The 19,430-nt window shown below is 56.7% G+C and carries 19 protein-coding genes; 5 read left to right on the forward strand and 14 right to left on the reverse strand.

Translation table 11 applies throughout. The features are described 5' to 3' along the window. Positions 1-7 precede the first annotated feature (7 nt). The gene (rhtB, locus tag ACTJKZ_RS20410) at positions 8-631 is read left to right on the forward strand and encodes a homoserine/homoserine lactone efflux protein (RefSeq protein WP_161733913.1); all 624 of its coding nucleotides are present in this window, start codon (positions 8-10) and stop codon (positions 629-631) included. A gap of 69 nt (positions 632-700) precedes the next feature. Here the strand turns inward: rhtB and ACTJKZ_RS20415 are convergent, their stop codons facing one another. The 4 genes from ACTJKZ_RS20415 to pldA all read right to left on the reverse strand — a co-directional run bounded on the left by ACTJKZ_RS20415 (position 701) and on the right by pldA (position 5,064). Next, positions 701-1,510 (reverse strand): DUF1460 domain-containing protein, encoded by an 810-nt coding sequence (locus ACTJKZ_RS20415; RefSeq protein WP_440829994.1) that lies wholly within the window; start codon positions 1,508-1,510, stop codon positions 701-703. A gap of 185 nt (positions 1,511-1,695) precedes the next feature. Next, positions 1,696-2,319 (reverse strand): threonine export protein RhtC, encoded by a 624-nt coding sequence (gene rhtC, locus ACTJKZ_RS20420; RefSeq protein WP_440829995.1) that lies wholly within the window; start codon positions 2,317-2,319, stop codon positions 1,696-1,698. A 12-nt stretch (positions 2,320-2,331) separates the two neighbouring features. Further along, the gene (gene recQ, locus ACTJKZ_RS20425; RefSeq protein WP_161733911.1) at positions 2,332-4,161 is read right to left on the reverse strand and encodes an ATP-dependent DNA helicase RecQ; all 1,830 of its coding nucleotides are present in this window, start codon (positions 4,159-4,161) and stop codon (positions 2,332-2,334) included. Between the two features lie 24 nt (positions 4,162-4,185). Beyond that, positions 4,186-5,064 carry a phospholipase A gene (pldA, locus tag ACTJKZ_RS20430; RefSeq protein WP_061061281.1) on the reverse strand — a complete coding sequence of 293 codons (879 nt, stop codon included), beginning with the start codon at positions 5,062-5,064 and terminating at the stop codon, positions 4,186-4,188. Positions 5,065-5,258: 194 nt separating this feature from the next. On the opposite strand from pldA, the gene ACTJKZ_RS20435 reads away from it, so the two are divergent. Next, positions 5,259-5,729 (forward strand): thioesterase family protein, encoded by a 471-nt coding sequence (locus tag ACTJKZ_RS20435; RefSeq protein ID WP_013359695.1) that lies wholly within the window; start codon positions 5,259-5,261, stop codon positions 5,727-5,729. A gap of 23 nt (positions 5,730-5,752) precedes the next feature. Continuing rightward, the gene (gene rarD, locus ACTJKZ_RS20440) at positions 5,753-6,652 is read left to right on the forward strand and encodes an EamA family transporter RarD (protein ID WP_222924753.1); all 900 of its coding nucleotides are present in this window, start codon (positions 5,753-5,755) and stop codon (positions 6,650-6,652) included. On the opposite strand, the gene ACTJKZ_RS20445 is transcribed toward rarD, so the two are convergent. From ACTJKZ_RS20445 to ACTJKZ_RS20490, 10 genes are all read right to left on the reverse strand, one after another. Continuing rightward, positions 6,623-7,675, reverse strand: a complete 1,053-nt coding sequence (locus ACTJKZ_RS20445) for an AbrB family transcriptional regulator (RefSeq protein ID WP_260060168.1) — start codon at positions 7,673-7,675, stop codon at positions 6,623-6,625. The two genes, rarD and ACTJKZ_RS20445, sit on opposite strands and share 30 nt — an antisense overlap. 97 nt (positions 7,676-7,772) lie before the next feature. After that, entirely contained in the window at positions 7,773-8,726 is a 954-nt protein-coding gene (gene corA, locus ACTJKZ_RS20450; protein ID WP_161733905.1) for a magnesium/cobalt transporter CorA, read from the reverse strand. A 178-nt stretch (positions 8,727-8,904) separates the two neighbouring features. Continuing rightward, positions 8,905-8,961: a YsgD/CorL family protein gene (ysgD, locus tag ACTJKZ_RS20455; protein ID WP_352230973.1), complete on the reverse strand. Its 57-nt coding sequence runs from the start codon at positions 8,959-8,961 to the stop codon at positions 8,905-8,907. Between the two features lie 67 nt (positions 8,962-9,028). Further along, a complete protein-coding gene (gene uvrD / locus ACTJKZ_RS20460; protein WP_033734817.1) occupies positions 9,029-11,191 on the reverse strand; it encodes a DNA helicase II in 2,163 nt (720 codons plus the stop codon). A 154-nt stretch (positions 11,192-11,345) separates the two neighbouring features. Then, the gene (gene yigB / locus ACTJKZ_RS20465; protein WP_161733903.1) at positions 11,346-12,062 is read right to left on the reverse strand and encodes a 5-amino-6-(5-phospho-D-ribitylamino)uracil phosphatase YigB; all 717 of its coding nucleotides are present in this window, start codon (positions 12,060-12,062) and stop codon (positions 11,346-11,348) included. Then, on the reverse strand, positions 12,059-12,964 hold the full coding sequence (gene xerC / locus ACTJKZ_RS20470; protein WP_161733901.1) for a tyrosine recombinase XerC: 906 nt from the start codon (positions 12,962-12,964) through the stop codon (positions 12,059-12,061). The genes yigB and xerC overlap by 4 nt, the downstream gene beginning before the upstream one ends. Then, positions 12,961-13,665 carry a DUF484 domain-containing protein gene (locus tag ACTJKZ_RS20475; RefSeq protein WP_013359688.1) on the reverse strand — a complete coding sequence of 235 codons (705 nt, stop codon included), beginning with the start codon at positions 13,663-13,665 and terminating at the stop codon, positions 12,961-12,963. The genes xerC and ACTJKZ_RS20475 overlap by 4 nt, the downstream gene beginning before the upstream one ends. After that, on the reverse strand, positions 13,662-14,486 hold the full coding sequence (dapF, locus tag ACTJKZ_RS20480) for a diaminopimelate epimerase (RefSeq protein ID WP_033734938.1): 825 nt from the start codon (positions 14,484-14,486) through the stop codon (positions 13,662-13,664). Before dapF ends, ACTJKZ_RS20475 begins: the two co-directional genes overlap by 4 nt. A gap of 28 nt (positions 14,487-14,514) precedes the next feature. Further along, positions 14,515-14,715, reverse strand: coding sequence for an LPS translocon maturation chaperone LptM (lptM, locus tag ACTJKZ_RS20485; protein WP_010257328.1), 201 nt, complete (start codon positions 14,713-14,715; stop codon positions 14,515-14,517). A gap of 147 nt (positions 14,716-14,862) precedes the next feature. After that, positions 14,863-17,421, reverse strand: coding sequence for a class I adenylate cyclase (locus tag ACTJKZ_RS20490; RefSeq protein ID WP_161733899.1), 2,559 nt, complete (start codon positions 17,419-17,421; stop codon positions 14,863-14,865). A gap of 317 nt (positions 17,422-17,738) precedes the next feature. Here ACTJKZ_RS20490 and hemC point away from each other — a divergent pair, with 317 nt between their 5' ends. Together hemC and hemD are read left to right on the forward strand one after the other, a co-directional pair. Beyond that, positions 17,739-18,680, forward strand: a complete 942-nt coding sequence (gene hemC, locus ACTJKZ_RS20495) for a hydroxymethylbilane synthase (protein ID WP_222924755.1) — start codon at positions 17,739-17,741, stop codon at positions 18,678-18,680. Continuing rightward, a complete protein-coding gene (gene hemD, locus ACTJKZ_RS20500; RefSeq protein ID WP_150013259.1) occupies positions 18,677-19,405 on the forward strand; it encodes a uroporphyrinogen-III synthase in 729 nt (242 codons plus the stop codon). The genes hemC and hemD overlap by 4 nt, the downstream gene beginning before the upstream one ends. Positions 19,406-19,430 lie beyond the last annotated feature (25 nt).

Below are 19,430 nucleotides of genomic sequence, written 5' to 3' on the forward strand. Positions count from 1 at the left end.
CTGACCCATGACCATCGAATGGTGGCTGACCTACCTGCTTACCACCACAATTCTCAGCCTGTCGCCCGGTTCCGGCGCAATCAATACCATGAGTACCGGTATCAGCCATGGCTATCGCGGCACGGTAGCCTCGATCACGGGTTTGCAGGTTGGCCTGGCGCTGCACATCGTGCTGGTCGGCATCGGACTGGGTGCGCTGTTTTCTCAGTCGCTGCTGGCGTTTGAAATCCTGAAGTGGGCCGGTGCGGCCTATCTGGTCTGGCTGGGTATTCAGCAGTGGCGCTCAGCAGGTGGCATCGATCTTGATGCGGTCGCCAAAGCGATGCCGCGTCGTCGCCTGTTCAAACGCGCCGTGCTGGTTAACCTGACCAACCCGAAAAGCATCGTCTTTCTGGCTGCCCTGTTCCCGCAGTTTATCCAGCCACATCAGCCGCTGTTTATGCAGTATCTGGTGCTGGGTGTGACCACGGTGGTGGTCGATATCATCGTAATGATTGGCTACGCAACGCTGGCCACACACATTGCTGGCTGGATTAAAGGGCCAAAGCAGATGAAGTTAATGAACCGCATTTTTGGTGGACTGTTTATGGCGGTGGGCGCACTGCTGGCCAGCGCCAGAAAAATCGCTTAACACTTTTCGCGCCGACACACTGAGGTCGGCGCGAACACTCCCTGTTTAACCCCTTCTTCCCGGGCACCATTAAGGCGCAGTCAGCGGCACCGCACGTAATACAATGATGCCCGACTTCGACTGCATATATTCCCTGAACGGCACATCGACAACTTTGCGATTAGCGGCCAGTGATGAAGCGTTCCTGAACCACCATTTCCCATCATGCCGGACGGCAATCCCGGCATGCGAGACATCCAGCCCCTGAGCGGGCGTGTAAACCCCAATGTAATCGCCAGTCTGGATCTGCTTCAGCACCTTTGGTGTGATTGCCCGGGCCGGAATATAGGTAATGCGGCGAGGAATCACACCCAGACCGGGCAGCCTTTCTTTTCCGCTGGCCTGACCATTCAGTTGCTTCACTACCGTTACCGCATTCGGACTAAGGGTGCTGGTTACGTCATCGGCATTGCGTGGGCTAACGGCAGACCAGTCGGTAAAAAAGTGGCGACGCTGCAGGTAGCTGACCTCACCGCCAGCGTAGCGGGTCCGAATCAGGCTGGCCTCAAAGCTGGCGCGGTCGTGGCTGCGGCTTAGCGCCTGGACGTAATCAAGCAGTGTAAAGCAATCCACACCGTTGAAATTGATCACCAGCGCTTCCGGCGTATCGGGCGATCCGATCAGCGTATCGGCCTGGTAGGGCGTACCGAGAAACGCGGCGGAAATCTGGCTAATCCTCTCGCCCTGCGGCTGCTCTGACGCCGGAGGTATCTGCGCCAGAATAGCCGGGACACTCTCTACTTTCGCCGGGTCAGGGGCACGGTAATGGGCAGCATCAGGCGAGGCGCAGGCGCTGATACAGGCGGTGATGAAAAACAGCAACAGGGGTTTTACTCGCATTATCATCTCCATGAAAAAATAGTCCGTTGGCACGACCATACCGGAGGTGATGGTTTCATTAATTAACGAATGGTGACTATTTATCTGCAGTTGCAACAGAGAGGCATCATCGGGTGCAGATTGAGAGGGAGCGGCAGGAGGTGAAATGACTGCCGGATGCGCAGCGCGCCCTCCGGCATAAGGGCTTAACGCGAAATAATCAGGTGGATACCAAAACCGGCGAACAGCACGCCAGCCATACCATCCACCCACTTCGCCAGCCGCTGATACTTCGCGCGGATCCATGGCAGCGCAAAGATAGCCGCCACCAGGGTAAACCAGGCAAAGGTTTCACCGACAATCAGCAGGAACAGACCCCAGCGCTCTGCTGAGCCGACATCATCACCCACAAATAGCGAGAAGACGCTGCCGAAGTAGATAATCGCTTTAGGATTCGACAGGTTGGTCAGCAGGCCCTTGAGAAAGCTCATGCCGCGTTTCGGCAGCTCTACCACCGGCTCATCCTGCTGCGGCTGCCTATGACGCTGACGCGCCGAGCGCATCAGTTGCCAGCCCATCCAGAGCAGATAGAGGCCACCGCCAACCATAATAATCTGATGCAGCCACGCCATTTTTTCCAGGATCAGATGCAGGCCCATCAGCGCCACGCCTGCCCAGACCACAATACCCAGGGTAATGCCCAGCACACCCATCATCGCCTCCTTGCGCGATCGGCTGGCGGCGGTCTGTGAGACAAAAAAGAAGTCGGGGCCGGGGCTCATCAGCGCCACCAGATGTACCAGCGTCACGGTTGCGAATAACATCAGCATGATTAGTGTCCTTTACTCTTCATCATCAAGATGCTCTTTGATCATCACCAGGAAGGGTTTGCCAAAGCGCTCCAGTTTGCGGTGACCCACGCCGTTAACGCTAAGCATCTCGGACGCGCTGACCGGCATCTGTTCTGCCATCTCTATCAGTGTGGCGTCATTGAACACCACGTAAGGCGGAATATTCTCTTCATCTGCGATTGCTTTTCGCAGCTTACGCAGTTTGGCGAACAGTTTGCGATCGTAGTTACCACCGTGAAACTTCGCCGGACCGCTGCTCTTTGTTTTCGCGGTAATTAAACGCGGCACCGCCAGCATCAGTGGCACTTCACCGCGCAGCACCGGTCGTGCTGCTTCGGTCAGTTGCAAAGCCGAATGCATAGCGATGTTCTGCGTTACCAGCCCCAGATGGATTAACTGACGTAACACGCTGACCCAGTGTTCGTGGCTCTGATCTTTGCCCAGTCCATAGACCGGCAGCTTGTCATGGCCCTGCTCACGGATACGCTGGTTGTTGGACCCGCGTAGCACCTCAACGATATAGCCCATGCCGAACCGCTGGCCCACGCGATAGATGCCGGAAAGCGCTTTTTGCGCTTCAACCAGGCCGTCATACCGTTTTGGCGGATCAAGGCAGATATCGCAGTTGTCACACGGCTGCTGGCGACCCTCGCCAAAGTAATTCAGCAGCACCAGGCGGCGGCAGGTCTGCGCTTCAGCAAACGCGCCCATCGCGTTGAGCTTGTGGCGCTCAATATCCTGCAGCGGCCCGGGCACTTTTTCTTCCAGGCATTTACGCAGCCAGGCCATATCGGCCGGGTCGTAAAGCATCATCGCTTCGGCGGGCAGACCATCACGTCCGGCTCGTCCGGTTTCCTGATAATAGGATTCGATGTTGCGCGGAATATCAAAGTGGACCACAAAACGGACGTTGGGCTTGTTGATGCCCATGCCAAAAGCCACAGTTGCCACTACGATTTGCAGATCGTCACGCTGGAACGCTTCCTGCACGCGGGCACGCTGTTCGCTGTCGATTCCGGCATGATACGCCCCGACGCTGAATCCACGGCTTTGCAGTCGCGCGGCGGTGTCTTCCACCTTCGCCCGACTGTTGCAGTAGATAATGCCGCATTTGCCGCGCTGATCCTGAACGTAGCGCAGCAGCTGATCGGTGGGTTTGAATTTTTCCACCAGCGTGTAGCGAATATTGGGGCGGTCAAAGCTGCTGATCTGAATCAGCGGATCCTGCATGTGCAGCAGATTAACGATGTCGTTGCGGGTGGTTTCGTCCGCCGTCGCCGTCAATGCCATGACCGGTAATTCCGGGAAGCGCTGACGCATCTTCCCGAGTGCACCATATTCCGGACGGAAATCGTGGCCCCACTGTGAAATACAGTGCGCCTCATCCACCGCCAGCATCGCCGGTTGCCAGTGCGCCAGACTGTCCAGGAAGTTATCCATCATCAGGCGTTCAGGGGCGATGTAGAGCAGCTTAACCCGGCCGGTACGACAGTCAGCCATCACCGTCTGCTGCTGCTCGCGCGTCATGGTGGAGTTGAGATAGGCTGCCGCCACGCCGTTCGCCAGCAACTGATCGACCTGATCTTTCATCAGCGAGATCAGCGGCGACACCACCAGTGTCAGCCCTTCGCGCACCAGCGCCGGAATCTGATAACAGAGCGATTTACCGCCGCCAGTGGGCATCACCACCAGACAGTCGCGCCCGCTCAGCGCCTGATTAATGATCGTCTGCTGACCGGGACGAAACTGCTGGTAGCCGAAGGTGTCCTGCAATACCTGCTGCGCCAGCGTTTCCTGATTAAGAACTGCCGAGGTTGCCACGCGATTCCTGTCTTACGTTAGGGATTAGAACAAGTCGTTAAGCGTTACACCCACACCCAGACGTGTCTGGCGATGGTTGTAATCGATCAGTGATTCACCGTAGCCGCTAAACACCTGAGTATAGAAGCGGACGTGTTCACTGATAGGGTAGCTCCAGCCCATTGTCGCGCCGCCATAACCGCTGTTCCAGTTATAGTTGCCCTCTACGCTGAAGATACTGTCGCCGAACTTATAGCCCAGCCGGGTGCGGTAGTAACCCATATATTTGGTGATGTCGGGATTATCATCGCTGCTCGCCCCTTCAGGGATACGATACCAGGGTTTGATTTCCGCCAGGAAGTTACCGTTCTCCGCCATCAGACGCGCATAGACACGGTTCCAGCTGCGTGAAGTCGGGTCACTTCGTCCATTAGATTGGTGATTCAGACCCAGTTCGACATCACGCAGCGTCCAGCCACCCAGCGAGTAGTCGGTCGCCCAGCCCAGAAAAATCTGCGGCTCATAGTTGGTCTCACGGAAAGGTGATGACTCAGCACTATTTGACAGCTGCCACCAGGAACGCTGGGTGTAAGAGGCTGCCAGCACCGAGTTGTCGCCCAGAATACCGCGCCACAGCGGAAACGCCAGGCTGAGCTGGAATTTCACTTCATCTTTGCGAGCGTTTTCACCCCAGTTATAGGAGGAGATCGCCTCTTTATTGAGGTCGCTGGTATAGGTGTAGAGCAGATAGTTGTTCTCGTAAGGATAGAGAACAAACGGGTTATCATGCTTCTCCAGCAGGTTAGCAATAATGCTGCCCTGAACCTGTGGCGCGTCATGAACCTCTTTAATCCGGGCTTCATCCGCCTGCGCCAGCGCAGGAAATATCAACATTGCCGCCAGCAAGGCGCGATGCTTACGCATAAAATTCTCCGGTGAACAGCTGCGTATCAGAATAACTGAAAGGGTGTTGTAAAAAGCAGGCCATTCTACACGCAAATGGCAGCGAGCATGAGTGCTGTTTTCTTAAACTGGAAACACCCTCGCAGGCGGCATAGAATACACAACTCATTCATGTTCCGCGCCCCTCTGGCCCGATTTTTTCAGGACACATCATCATGTCATCACCCGTGCTGACACCGCAGGACGCTCGCCAGCTGGTCGGCGAAATTTTTGTTTATCACATGCCATTTAATCAGGCGTTAGGCCTGGAGCTGATGCGCCTTGACGCAGACTACGCAGAGATCAGCTTCAATAACAAAACCATGCTGGTGGGCAACCAGGCCCAGCAGATTCTGCATGGTGGTGTTATTGCGTCGGTACTCGATGTGGCAGCGGGGATGGTCTGCGTCAGCAATGCGTTAACCCGTCAGGAGAGCATCAGCGAAGCGGATCTGCGCCAGCGTTTGTCACGTATGGGCACCATCGATATGCGCGTTGACTATCTGCGTCCCGGACGCGGCGAACGCTTCACCGCCACCAGCAGCCTGCTGCGTGCCGGTAACAAAGTCGCCGTGGCACGCGTGGAACTGCATAATCAACAGGGCGATTACATCGCCACGGCTACCGCCACCTATCTTATCGGCTAACTATGCCACTGAATGGATCGCATATGGATACGCAACAAACCCGCCAGGGCATTGGCTTTGCACTGGGCGCCTACTTTATCTGGGGCATTGCGCCCGCCTATTTCAAGCTGGTCAAACAGGTTCCCGCCACAGAAATCATGACGCACCGGGTAATCTGGTCGGCACTTTTTATGGTGTTGCTGATTACCCTGAGCCGAAGCTGGCCCGGCGTGCGCGGCGTGCTGCGTCAGCCTAAAAAAGTGTTGCTGCTGGCGCTGACGGCCGTGACTATCGGCGGCAACTGGCTGCTGTTTATCTGGGCAGTCAACAATCAGCATATGCTGGAAGCCAGCCTGGGCTACTTTATTAACCCGCTGATCAACGTGGTCTTCGGCATGCTGTTTTTGCGCGAACGGTTTCGCCGCCTGCAATGGCTCGCCGTGCTGCTGGCCACCGTCGGCGTGCTGGTGCAGCTGTGGCAGTTTGGATCGTTGCCAGTTATCGCGCTGGGGCTGGCCCTGAGCTTTGCCGTTTATGGTCTGATGCGCAAAAAGATCCAGGTCGATGCACAGAGCGGCATGCTGATTGAGACCCTGTGGCTGTTTCCGCTGGCAGCCATTTATCTGTTTGGCTTTGCCGACAGCGCCACCAGTCATTTATCGGCGAACCCGCTGAGTCTCAACCTGAAGCTGATCGCAGCGGGCATTGTGACCACCATTCCACTGATGCTGTTTGCGGCGGCCTGCAGCCGGCTGCGCCTCTCTACGGTCGGTTTCTTTCAGTATCTCGGCCCGACGCTGATGTTTGTGCTGGCGGTGGTGTTTTACGGTGAAACCATCACGCCAGACAAGATGGTAACCTTCGGCTTTATCTGGCTGGCGCTGCTGGTGTTTGTCTGCGATGCGGTAGCGTTTTCATTCCGTTCGCGCGCGCGCATAGCGTGAAATAAAGCGCGCTAAAGCCGGGCCGGTCAACAGGATGGTAAAGAGACGCAACGTCTGCATCGCCATCACAAATGCCATGTTGACCTGGGTTCCCGCAGCAATAATCGCCACTGTGTCCAGCCCGCCTGGACTGGTGGCGAGATAGGCCGTCATCAGATCGATATCCAGCATGCGCGTCAATATCCACGCCAGCCCGCCACACAACAGCATCAGCCCGAAGATTGAGGCCAGCATCTGCGGCAGCGTGCGCAGTGCCAGCAGAAAGATCGGGCGAGTGAAACGCAATCCCACGCTCCAGCCAATCAGCGCATAGGCCACGGCCAGTAGCCACTCCGGCACCTGTAACACTGCGATATGGCTGCTGTTCAGTACCGCCCCCGCCAGCGCGGGCAGCAGCAGCGCGCCAGAAGGAATGCGCAGTCGTGTCCCCAGCCACGCGCCGGCCAGCATCACCATCAGCGTAATCGCAAAGCCATAATTCAGCACGGGAAACCAGAGCAGCGAAACGCTGTGCGCTTCATCGCCCAGCCCGATGCGCGCGACCAGCGCGGCCGCCGAGGCGACAAACAGTACCCGCAGATACTGCATAAACGCCACCAGTCTCACGTCAGCGCCAAAGTCCCCCGCCATTGCTACCATTGCCGAAGCACCGCCCGGTGACGAGCCCCATGCGCCGGTCGGGCCAGGCAGATGACTGAAGCGAACCAGCAGAAAACCCGACAGGCCGCTGGCGGCCAGCGTCAGCAGCAGCACCGCCAGCACGATTGGCCACTCCTGAACCAGCGGTGTCAGAATCGAAGGCGACAGGCTCTGCGCAATCATGCAACCCAGCACCGCCTGAGCAAGCAGGAAGAATCGTTTATCAATTCGCAGTGTGGCTCCTGACAGGCCCATCACCACACCTACAATCATCGGTCCCAGTAGCAGCGCGGCGGGTACATGAAAATAATGCAGCACCGCGCCCAGTAGTACCGAGATCAGCAGCAGTAGCGTCCACTGCGCGCGCAACGAAAAAGCGTCCATAAAAAGTTAATAATTTGTAAAAACAGGAGGGTAAGATTACGCAGAAATGGGGACAGGAGCCAGCAGAACGGGCCATCTCAGATGGCCCGTTCTTATTTTAAAGCCAGTTTTTACGTTTGAAATAGAGATAAGGCGCCAGTCCGGCCAGAATCATCAGGCCGATCGCGGCCGGATAACCAAAGCTCCACTTCAGTTCCGGCATAAACTCAAAGTTCATCCCATAGCTGGAGGCCACCAGCGTCGGCGGCAGAAACACCACGGAAACCACTGAGAAGATCTTGATGATGCGGTTCTGCTCAATGTTGATAAAGCCCATGGCCGCCTGCATCAGGAAGTTGACCTTCTGGAACAGCGATTCGTTATGCGGCAGCAGCGATTCGATATCGCGCAGAATTTCCCGCGCCTGCTCCAGCTGATTACCCGGAAGACGCGCTTTACGCACCAGGAAATTCAGGGCGCGCTGGGTATCCATCAGACAGAGACGCACCTTCCAGCCGATATCTTCCAGTTCGGCGAGCCGCGACAGCGCCTGATCGTACTCTTCGCCCTGCTGACCTTCCATGATCACCCGGCTCAGTTTCTCCAGTGCGCTATAGATGTTCTCGATTTCATCCGCCAGCTGTTCGATTTTGGTTTCAAACAGGTCGAGCAGCAGCTCAAAGGCATTGCCATCGATCAGGGTCTGGTTACGGGCGCGCATACGATAGAGGCGGAAAGCGGGCAGTTCACGTTCGCGCAGCGTGTAGAGTCGGCCTTCACGAATGGTGAACGCCACGGTAGAGTTACCGGCATGATCGTCAGCATCTTCATAGAAGAAGAAGGAGTGGATATGCAGACCATCTTCATCTTCGAAGAAGCGTGCCGAGGCCTCGATATCTTCCAGCTCTGGCCGTGTTGCCAGGCTCTGGCCCAGCTCCGTTTGCACCCGGTCACGCTCGCCCTCTTCCGGCTCGATCAGATCGACCCAGACAGAGTTGGTCAGTTTGTCGGTTTCGTCTTCCAGCTCCAGTCGCGTCAGGCGGCTGTGATCCAGTTTAAATGCGCTCAGCATAGCAATACTCCCCATTGCAGACTAAATGGGACAAAGCGGTCCGCCGTTCCTTTAAAGGGAACAGGCAGCCTGAACACGGAAACAGAGTTTCAAAGATAAATCAGTGCTGACTCGCGCGACGGAATCAAAAAGGGAGGTCGCTGATAACCGCTAAGGCTACCCGCGTAAAGAGGTAGCCTTAGATGTTATGCCTGATATCCAGGTCATTGAGCCAGCATCGACTGGGCGTGTCCAAGGCATTGTCCTCTCATGATAATAGTGGGCGCATGTTACGCTGAGACGAAAAAGCCGTCAACCGCGTGCTAAAGCGTTTCCAGCTTCGCGTAAGCCGCCACCAGCCACTTGATTCCCTGACCCTGAAACGCCACCTGCAGGCGACTGTGCTCACCGCTGCCTTCCAGATTAATGATGGTGCCTTCGCCAAATTTTGCGTGATGAACACGCTGGCCCAGCGCGAATCCACTGTCATTTTTGGTCACCGGGGCACCCATACGCTGATGGTTGACCGGACGGCTGACGCTGGCGCGCAGACGCACTTCTTCGATGCAGGTCTCGGGCAGTTCGCCGATAAAACGGGAAGGCCGGTGATACACTTCCTTACCATAGAGTCGGCGGGTTTCAGCGTAGGTCAGCGTCAGCTTGAGCATCGCGCGGGTCACACCGACATACGCCAGACGACGCTCCTCTTCCAGCCGCCCGCCTTCATCCAGCGACATCTGGCTTGGGAACATGCCCTCTTCCATGCCGACGATAAAGACCTGGCTGAACTCCAGCCCTTTTGCTGAGTGCAACGTCATCAGCTGAACCGCATCCTGCCATTTATCTGCCTGACCTTCGCCCGCTTCCAGCGCCGCGTGGGATAAGAAGGCCTGCAGCGGCATCAGATCTTCATCTTCATCCTGATAGCTGAACTGACGGGTTGCCGTCACCAGCTCCTCAAGGTTTTCGATACGCGCCTGACCCTTTTCGCCTTTTTCCTGCTCATACATCAGCCACAGGCCAGAGTCTTTGATAACCCGGTCGGTCTGAACATGCAGCGGTAATTCGGCAGTTTCGGTAGCCAGTGAATCGACCAGCTCACAGAAGCGTTGCAGTGCAGACGCGGCGCGGCCAGCCAGTGCGCGACTTTGTAGCAGTTCGCGCGTAGCCTGCCACAGCGTCATCTGACGTTCACGCGCCGTCTGACGCACCACGTCGAGCGTGCGATCGCCCACGCCGCGCGTCGGGGTATTCACCACGCGCTCAAAGGCGGCGTCGTCATTGCGGTTCGCCATCAGACGCAGATAGGAGAGCGCATCTTTGATCTCCTGGCGTTCAAAGAAGCGCATGCCGCCATAAATACGGTACGGCATGCTGCTCTGCAGCAGCGCCTCTTCCAGCACACGCGACTGGGCGTTGCTGCGATAGAGAATGGCGCAGTCGTTGAGCGCACCGCCGTTCTCCATCCAGACCTTGATGCGGTTGACCACGAAGCGTGCTTCATCCAGCTCATTAAAAGCGCAGTAGATAGAGATCGGTTCGCCATCGCTGCCTTCGGTCCAGAGCTCTTTACCCAGACGGCCATTGTTGTTGGCGATCAGGGCGTTGGCCGCTTTCAGGATATTATTGGTTGAGCGATAGTTCTGCTCCAGACGGATCGTTTCCGCGCCAGGAAAATCCTGCAGAAAGCGCTGAATATTCTCAACCTGCGCACCGCGCCAGCCGTAGATCGACTGATCATCATCCCCCACGATGATCACACGGCCGCTGTCACCCGCCAGCATCCGAATCCAGGCATACTGAATGTTGTTGGTATCCTGAAACTCATCCACCAGCACGTTGGTAAAGCGTTCGCGGTAGTGATTCAGGATATGCGGCTTGTTGAGCCAGAGCTCATGAGCGCGCAGCAGCAGCTCGGCGAAGTCGACCAAACCGGCGCGGTCACAGGCTTCCTGATAAGCCTGATAAATGCGCAGCCAGGTCTGCTCAATCGGATTGCCATAACTTTCAATGTGCTTTGGCCGCAGGCCTTCATCTTTTTTGCCGTTGATGTACCACATGCCCTGGCGCGCAGGCCACTGCTTGTCATCAAGGTTCATCGATTTGATCAGGCGCTTGAGCAGACGCAGCTGGTCTTCACTGTCGAGGATCTGAAAATCCTGCGGCAGACCGGCGTCAAGATGGTGGGCACGCAGTAAGCGATGCGCCAGACCGTGGAAAGTCCCGATCCACATCCCGCCCTGACTGGTGCCGATCAGATGTTCGATACGGTGACGCATCTCTGCTGCCGCTTTGTTGGTAAAGGTCACCGCCATGATCGAATAAGGTGAGCAGTTCTCGACTGACATCAGCCAGGCAATGCGATGCACCAGCACCCGCGTTTTACCACTGCCCGCGCCTGCCAGCACCAGCAGGTTACTGCGCGGAGCCGCAACGGCCGCGCGCTGATTGTCATTCAAACCGTCGAGCAGTTCAGAAACGTCCATAAGCACCGTTTACCAGAGAAAAACGCCGTCGCCGCGCTGTTTACTGCGCCTGCCGTAAGGCATTGTCGCGGCCAGTCAGGCTGCGCCACGGACGCCGGATAAAGCACAGCGGCCTGGCAGAAAAAAGGGAGACGACTGGATAAATTTACAGCCATTATAGCAGTGAGGTGAGTGATGCCAACCGCGAAATTTCGACATGCGGCAACAGGCGCGCATCCGGGATATGCATCAGGTTGCCCTGCCGCAGGTTAACCCAGCAGGCCTGCATGCCGCAGCGCAGTGAGCCGGCGACATCGGTAGTCAGGTCGTCGCCCACATGCAGAATGTGTTGTGGCGCAATATCAAGGCGTTGCGCGGCAAGCTGATACATATCCTGCCACGGCTTAGCGCGCCCGTCAGGTCCGGCCCGCAACGTGAAGCGGAAATATTCAGCGATGCCCATTTTTTCCGGGCTGGCGTTGCCATTGGTTACCGCCACCAGCGGGATTTTTTCCGCCAGCGCCTTCAGCGTTTGATGCGTCTCGTCCGGCATCTCGACCTGACTCCGCCACTGATGGAACACCGCCATGACCTCTGCCGCGCCCGCGGTCGCTTCCGCAGCAGAGAGGCCGATATTCAGCATCGCCAGCTCTACCGAACGGCGTCGCCACTCTGAAACGTCATGATAGATCTCAGGCTCGCGCTGCAGCAGTTGATCGCGCAACTGCTGATAATCCTGCGGCGTGAAGTCACGCAGCGCCGGATGAAAAGCCTGCAAAGCAGCGTGAGACTCCAGCGTGGTGCGACGGATTACTGGATAGTTATCGTAGAGCGTGTCATCAAGATCGAAGGTCATGGCTTTTATGGCCGACAGCGGACGATAAAACTTCATTCGTTCTTTCCTCGTTTGGCGCGGGGATGCGCAGCGTCATACACCGAAGCCAGATGCTGGAAGTCGAGATGGGTGTAGATCTGGGTAGTCGAGAGGTTCGCATGACCCAGTAACTCCTGCACGGCACGCAGGTCGCCGCTGGACTCCAGCAGATGCGTGGCAAAAGAGTGTCGCAGCTTATGCGGATGGATATGGCTCGCCACACCCTGTCTGATGCCCCATTCGGCAAAGCGTTTCTGCACGTTGCGGGGCGAGATGCGGTTGCCTCGCGTCGACAGAAACAGTGCATCATCCTGGCCGCCAAAGGTTTCACGCAGCGGCAGCCAGTGCTGGATCCAGGTGACCGCCGTGCGGCCAATCGGCACCCGGCGCTCTTTACTGCCCTTACCCACGACCCACACTTCGCCGGAATCGAGGTCGACGTGGCGGCAATCCATATTCACCAGCTCGGAGAGACGCAGCCCGCCGCCATACATCACTTCCAGCATTGCGCGGTCGCGCACCGCCAGCGGATCGTTAAGGTCGATCTCCAGCAGCTGGTTCACTTCATCCACATCAATATTCTTAGGCAGATGGCGCGCTTTACGTGGCGTCATCACCCCTTTGGCCGGATTAGCGGAGAGCAACCCCTGGCTCACCTGCCAGTCGAGAAAACTGCGCAGGGCGGAGAGACGCAACGCGAGGCTGCTGGCAGAGAGTCCGGCGCGACGACTGCGCGCCGCCATGCTGCGCACCTGCGCAGGTTCCAGTTGCGCCCAGCTGCCGAGCTTCATCTCATCAGCAATTGCAACCAGCGCGGTCAGCTGGCGCGCATAGCTGCTCTGGGTTAACGGACTCAGCTGGCGCTCCACTTTCAGGTAGCGCAGAAATCCGTCGACCGCCTCCTGCAGCGCGCTGCTCATGCGCGCTCTACCCAACGGGAAAGCAGGCCAGGCATCATCTGTGAAAGATGCTGTAACAGCAGCGTTCCCATGCCCGACTGATAGTGCTGGCTGTCACGGCTGCTGAATACCAGCACGCCGAGATCGCCCTCTTCGCCCATCAGCGACATCGCAACCGAGCCAATTGCTTTGGCCTGCGGCAGCAGCAGCAGGAGTTCCGGCCCATTGATATTACCGAGATAATGATGCTGGTTGCCGAAGCGCTGAATACGCAGCGGTTCAAACGCCTGACGCGACAGGCTCAGTTGGAAGAAATCGGAGGGCGCGCCCAGCAGCCATTTATCACTGAACAGCCGCACATTGGCGCCCGCCAGGCCTAACTCTCGCGCCCAGCGATGCAGACGGTTGAGCATATCCTGCAGCGAATCTGCCGCGGCCAGATGACTTTCCAGCGACAGCAGACGATCAAACAGCTCATGGTTAGCGCTGGCCTGCTCCATCAGCAGGGTGATCTCTTCTTCCAGCCGCTGGATGTGGTTGCGTTGCCGCGCCATGTGCCACTCGACCAGTGACACGCTGCCGCGCACCGGATGCGGCACCGCCATCTGTTCAACTTCGCGGGCATTACGGATAAAGAAATCGGGATTCTGCCGCAGATAATCACTGACGGCCTGATCGTCCAGCAGAACCGAACTGTCAGCCTGCTCTTCGATATTTTTCATAGATGAATAAACCCATCGTAGACGTGTGTCGCAGGCCCGGTCATGTAGAGCGGCTGACCGGCACCTTTCCAGGAGATATGCAGCGTCCCGCCAGGCAGATCGACACGCACTTTCGGTGCCAGAATGCCCTGCTGAATGCCGCATGCAACGGCAGCACAGGCGCCGCTGCCGCACGCCTGCGTTTCACCCGCTCCACGTTCGTAGACGCGCAGCCGGATATGTTCGGGATTAATGATCTCCATAAAACCGACATTGACGCGATCCGGGAAACGCTCGTGGCTCTCGAGAATCGGGCCCAGCAGTTCAACCTGCGCGGTTTTAACGCTTTCCACCTGAATGACGCAGTGGGGATTCCCCATCGACACTGCACCCAGCATCACCGTCTGTTCGGCCACGCGCAGCAGATAGAGATTCTCGGCTTTATTGGCGCGGAACGGCACCTGCTGAGGCTCAAAGTTGGGCTCACCCATGTTCACGCGCACGTGATCGTCAGGCGTCACGGTTAACACCATGCGGCCATTCTGGGTACTGACCCGGATGTCGCTTTTGTTGGTCAGCCCTTTCAGCTGAACAAAGCGGGCAAAACAGCGTGCACCGTTGCCGCACTGCGCCACTTCACTGCCGTCAGCGTTGAAAATTCGATAATGAAAATCGAGATCGGGATCGTAAGGCGGTTCAACAATCAGCAGCTGATCAAAACCGATCCCCAGATGACGATCGGCCAGCCGGCGGATCAATTCCGGCGAGAAGAAGACGTTTTGTGTCACTGCATCCACAACCATAAAATCGTTGCCGAGACCGTGCATTTTGGAGAACTGCATTTTTTGCTCCGCCGGATAAGCCATCAGATTAGTTCGCTTTTACGCCTGAATTGCCGGTCACCAGCCCGCCGACATCGGCTTTAGAGGCATCCGCTTTCTGGCGGTCGGTTGGGGCTTGTTGTTTCTTCGGCTGGTCCTTCGGCGGGAAGTAGAGCGGTCCTTTCAGACCACAACCTGCAAGGCTGATTACTGCCAGTGTCATGGCCAACAGGCTTATTACTTTCTTCATTCTTTATGCTCTTTATGTCCTTTACCTGGATGCTTATCATCGCAGTTGAAGGTGGAAAAGCAACAGGAAATCCCCGCAAATAGCGTGAACCGGGTGACAGGCCAGGAAGATAGCGGCCACCTGCAGAGCGCAGGCAGCCCGTCAGCATCAATGCACCTGATAGCGCGGTTGATAGTCGCTGTTGTCGTTGTCAGGCTGCGTCGTACAGAGCTGCGTCAGCGTCTGACTCCGGAATGGAATCACCTGGAATCGATCACCGGTGTTCACAATCTGGTAGAACTGCGGCAGGTTGAAGTTGATAAAGCTCGACCCATAGGTGAAGCGATCGTGCGATGAGGAGTAGAAGCGGCTGACGTCGCGCACCAGCTCCTCTTTGCTGCCTTCACAGTGATGATAGACCTCAACCCGATTGGTCTCATCAAGGATATAGATGTTGAAGCCGCGCTCATCCGTGGTGTTTTCAAAGAAGAACTGAATGATGCCTTCGCTGGCATAGCCGTTCACTACCGGTGGCAGCGGCGTCTGATTCGTTTCGACTTTGATCGACAACCCATGCAGCTTGTTGTTGGAGATCGCGCCATAAAATTCCACGGCGTTTTCAAGCTTCTGCACCGAGACACTCATGCGTTCAAAGAACAGTCCCCAGGTCTCGCCTGCCATGCGCAGCGCTTTGAAGCGGCCCGGCTCCTGACGTGTGCTGGAGAGGCGCAGCTCAATGCATTCAGAGACCAACTGTTGCACGCGCGTGCGAATCAGACCGCGCAGATGCTGGCTGTAGCAGAACACTTCCACCGTATCCGGGGGTGCGGCATCCTGATGCATCTTGCCGAGAATGGTTTTCAGCCCTTCGATCATCGCCTGTTCACCGCTAAAGTGCAGCGTGCGCACTTCATTCCAGGAGTTGCGATAGAGCAGATCGATGCTGCCAATCAGGCACTGCTGCTGCTGACCAAAGCTAAAGACATCCAGCTTGCGGAAGTCGAAGTGCACCACCTGATTGCGGAAGGCCGCCGTCGGATCGTGCTCAAGGTTAACAATAATCGCGAGGTGCCGGATTTCGCACGGGCTGTAGAGCGCTTTTGGCGTCGGCGAAGGCAGACGCAGCGGGAAGTGGCTGGAAACATCGTTAACCAGCTCCTGCAGGCGCGCCAGGTCGCAAATCTCATTGCCTTTAATATGCAGCCGGGTTTTACGGGTCAGCAGACCATTGAACCACGCCCAGGCCACCAGCTTGTTCAGGTAGCGGTTATATTCCAGCGGCTGATGGCTGATGATCGAATCCATGTCCGGTGCCTGGTTATAAAGATACCAGCCGGAACGGTTGGCGCGGCCAGGCGGCACATGAATAAAGGTCAGATTCGGTTCAGAGAGATCGGGCGAAATCTGTGGATTCACCAGCGTCACTTTGCCCGGCAGCGCTTCAAACGCGGCATACAGTTTACGGGTCAATACACCGATATCCTGCGGACTGGCGCTGACGCTTAAGTTGTTGCGACGGGCAAAGCGGATCAGGTTGCGATAACTCTGCATCATCGCATCCAGTAATTCGTTATGGGCTTCGCGCACCCGCTCGATTTTCCACCCGGCACGGTTGTCCAGAATGGCGATCTTCTCTTCGTTCCAGCCCCACTCTTTAACCAGCTGCGATAAAATCTCGCGACGCCAGCCAGTGCGTTGCTGATGATCTTCGGTGCTGAGCTTTTCACATACTTTGAGATAGAAGCAGCGACGCACCAGATCAAGGCGCGGCTGATCGTCCACGCTGGTCAGGTAGTGCGTCACGCGCTCAAGCATCATGCAGTAAGGATCGAGGCCAAAGCAGATGATTTCGCCGTCGTGCAGGCGCTGTTTGATATCCATTGCCAGCAGTTGTGTGTTCGGGTATTCCCAGCTGTAGGCTTCCAGCAGCAGCGTTTTCAGTACAGCTTTATAAGGCGAGTCGATACTTTTATAGAGCTGCCACAGGCTGGCACCGAAATACTCTTCCGCCGACAGCGTGCCGAGGCCGCCCAGATCGAGCCACTCATTGGGGGTCAGCACGCCTTTGGCGTACAGCGACATCACGTAGTCATCGTAATGGTGCTCTTCTTCGCCCGGCACCATATTCCACAGGAGGCGTTTGCCCGCCATACGAACCGCGGTACGGTAAAACTCATCCAGCAGTAAAATGTGTTGTGTGGAGCCGCAGTCTTCACCGCCCAGGCTGCCGCTTTCGTTATGACGGAAGCGGTTCTCGTCAATCAGGAAGAAACTCACTTCCACGCCCATCGAGACACACCACTTCTGCAGCAGCGTACATTTACGCTGCAGATTCAGCCGCTCTTCATTATCAAGCCAGGATTGATGGCACACCCAGATATCGAGATCCGAGACGCTGTTCTGGCCGACCGAGGAGGTACTGCCCATAGAGTAGATCGCGGTGATCGGCATTTCGCCTTTCGGCGCATCGGCATGGCGCAGGTCGCTGTCGCCGGTGAGATCGGCCAGCAGCTGTCGCTGATTTTCATCAGGCGTGTAGAAGCTGATGCCATGTGGAACGCTACCTTCAAGGTAACCCGGCATCTGCGGATGTTGATAATGTAATAAGGTTGGCAGCAGACTGTAGACGCGCTGGAAAGCGGGTCCCATGGCAGCCAGCGCACGATCAACGCGCAGCTGGTTAATTGCATCCAGTCTCTGTTTCAGTGTCTCAATGTAGAGGTACAAGACGTTTCGCCTGATTGTCCCAGTGTTTAAGCACCCTGTTTCCACGCTCTGCCGCTTATAAAAGTAAAAAAGTGGGCAGATAATTGCTGGAAACGTGATCAATCTATCACTCGGCAGATTGACCGTAAAGAAAGTTGCGCTACTTAACAGTTTAGCACGTTCTTACCAGCTTCCCGCCTTTTCGGCACTGGTTGCCACGCTATGGCTTGATAAACCGGGCCTGAAACCGCGCACAGGCCGTTTTCAATCCGTTGAAACTGACAGTATTCACCCAGAGATGATAGGATATTCAGTGAACGATAAAAATGGTTAACAGCATGTTAGACAAAATTTTCAGAATTGCTACAAGACAAAGCCCGCTCGCATTATGGCAGGCACATTATGTACAGCAACGACTCATGAGTGCCCATCCAGGACTGCGCGTTGAGCTGGTGCCTATGGTCACCAAAGGTGACATTATCCTTGATACGCCGCTGGCAAAAGTCGGTGGTAAAGGGCTGTTTGTCAAAGAGCTTGAGCTGGCAATGCAGGATGGCCGTGCCGACATGGCAGTGCACTCTATGAAGGATGTGCCGGTCAGTTTCCCTGAAGGTCTGGGCCTGGTAACCATCTGCGAGCGCGACGATCCGCGTGATGCGTTCGTTTCTCATCACTATGACTCCATTGATGCGCTGCCACAGGGTGCCGTTGTAGGTACCTCCAGCCTGCGTCGTCAGTGCCAGATTAGCGCGCGCCGTCCGGATCTGGTGATCCGCTCGCTGCGCGGCAATGTGGGTACCCGACTCGGCAAGCTCGATGCCGGCGAGTATGACGCGATTATTCTTGCCGTCGCCGGACTGAAGCGTCTGGGGCTGGAAGATCGCATTCGCCAGGCAATGCCTGCCGAAGTCTCCCTGCCCGCCGTGGGTCAGGGTGCAGTCGGCATTGAATGCCGTCTGGATGATAGCGTCCTGATTGACCTGTTACGGGCACTGAACCACGCTGACACCGAAGTCTGTGTCAGAGCGGAACGCGCCATGAATACCCGCTTAGAGGGTGGCTGCCAGGTCCCCATTGGCAGTTTCGCGGTGCTGGAAGGCGATAAGCTCTGGCTGCGCGGCATGGTCGGTGCACCGGATGGCCGGGTGATGGTCAGCGGCGAACGCCGTGGTCCCCGCGCTCAGGCTGAAGAGATGGGCATCTCACTTGCCGATGAACTGCTGAACGGCGGCGCGCGTGAAATCCTGAAAGAGGTCTATCAGGGGCAGCCGCCGGCATGACCATCCTGGTGACGCGCCCGGAACCCGCAGCGGCAGAGCTGGTGTCACGCCTGCATGCCCTTGGCAAACAGGCGTGGAGCCTGCCGTTGATCGAGTTTGCGCCAGGCGCTGATCTCGATTCCCTGCCTCACAGGCTCGCCGGACTTCGTGCCGGTGATCTCGTCTTTATTCTTTCTCAGCAGGTGATTCACTACGCACAGCACGCGATCAAAGCATGGCCCACGGAGCTGGACTATTATGCAATTGGTCGCAGCACCGCGCTGGCGTTTCACACCGTCAGCGGACAGCAGGTGACCTGGCCTCATGCGCATGAAACCAGTGAGGAATTGATCCAGATAAACACGCTTCAGCAGGTTGCCGGTAAACGTGCGCTGATCCTGCGTGGCGATCCCGGACGCGAATTGCTGGCAGAAACATTAACCCGGCGAGGTGCTGAGGTAACGTTTGCTGCCTGCTACCAGCGCTGCCAGAAGCATTATGACGGACCGGTTGAAGGCCGCCGCTGGCGCGATCGCGGCGTCTCTGTGCTGGTGGTGACCAGTGGTGAAATGTTACAACAGCTTTTTTCGCTGTTCCCCGCGGTTGATCGCGAGGAATGGCTGCTCAACTGCCGACTGATAGTCGTCAGTGAACGTTTGGCTACCCTGGCCGCAGGATTGGGTTGGCAGGATATTCAGGTAGCCGATGGTGCCGATAACGATGCGCTGCTGCGCGCGTTACGCTGAACTTTAACAATGGGATGTGCCACAT

This window comes from Pantoea sp. 22096 (assembly GCF_052045955.1).
In the GTDB taxonomy this organism is placed as follows: domain Bacteria; phylum Pseudomonadota; class Gammaproteobacteria; order Enterobacterales; family Enterobacteriaceae; genus Pantoea; species Pantoea alfalfae.

Excerpts from the sequence above, each read along its gene's own strand:
- hemD (WP_150013259.1), top strand. The coding sequence starts at position 18,677 with ATGACCATCCTGGTGACGCGCCCGGAACCCGCAGCGGCAGAGCTGGTG.
- ACTJKZ_RS20435 (WP_013359695.1), top strand. The coding sequence starts at position 5,259 with ATGTCATCACCCGTGCTGACACCGCAGGACGCTCGCCAGCTGGTCGGC.
- dapF (WP_033734938.1), bottom strand. The coding sequence starts at position 14,486 with ATGCAGTTCTCCAAAATGCACGGTCTCGGCAACGATTTTATGGTTGTG.
- ACTJKZ_RS20415 (WP_440829994.1), bottom strand. The coding sequence starts at position 1,510 with ATGCGAGTAAAACCCCTGTTGCTGTTTTTCATCACCGCCTGTATCAGC.
- hemC (WP_222924755.1), top strand. The coding sequence starts at position 17,739 with ATGTTAGACAAAATTTTCAGAATTGCTACAAGACAAAGCCCGCTCGCA.
- corA (WP_161733905.1), bottom strand. The coding sequence starts at position 8,726 with ATGCTGAGCGCATTTAAACTGGATCACAGCCGCCTGACGCGACTGGAG.
- yigB (WP_161733903.1), bottom strand. The coding sequence starts at position 12,062 with ATGAAGTTTTATCGTCCGCTGTCGGCCATAAAAGCCATGACCTTCGAT.
- ACTJKZ_RS20445 (WP_260060168.1), bottom strand. The coding sequence starts at position 7,675 with ATGGACGCTTTTTCGTTGCGCGCGCAGTGGACGCTACTGCTGCTGATC.
- rhtC (WP_440829995.1), bottom strand. The coding sequence starts at position 2,319 with ATGCTGATGTTATTCGCAACCGTGACGCTGGTACATCTGGTGGCGCTG.
- uvrD (WP_033734817.1), bottom strand. The coding sequence starts at position 11,191 with ATGGACGTTTCTGAACTGCTCGACGGTTTGAATGACAATCAGCGCGCG.
- rarD (WP_222924753.1), top strand. The coding sequence starts at position 5,753 with ATGGATACGCAACAAACCCGCCAGGGCATTGGCTTTGCACTGGGCGCC.
- lptM (WP_010257328.1), bottom strand. The coding sequence starts at position 14,715 with ATGAAGAAAGTAATAAGCCTGTTGGCCATGACACTGGCAGTAATCAGC.
- pldA (WP_061061281.1), bottom strand. The coding sequence starts at position 5,064 with ATGCGTAAGCATCGCGCCTTGCTGGCGGCAATGTTGATATTTCCTGCG.
- xerC (WP_161733901.1), bottom strand. The coding sequence starts at position 12,964 with ATGAGCAGCGCGCTGCAGGAGGCGGTCGACGGATTTCTGCGCTACCTG.
- ACTJKZ_RS20475 (WP_013359688.1), bottom strand. The coding sequence starts at position 13,665 with ATGAAAAATATCGAAGAGCAGGCTGACAGTTCGGTTCTGCTGGACGAT.
- rhtB (WP_161733913.1), top strand. The coding sequence starts at position 8 with ATGACCATCGAATGGTGGCTGACCTACCTGCTTACCACCACAATTCTC.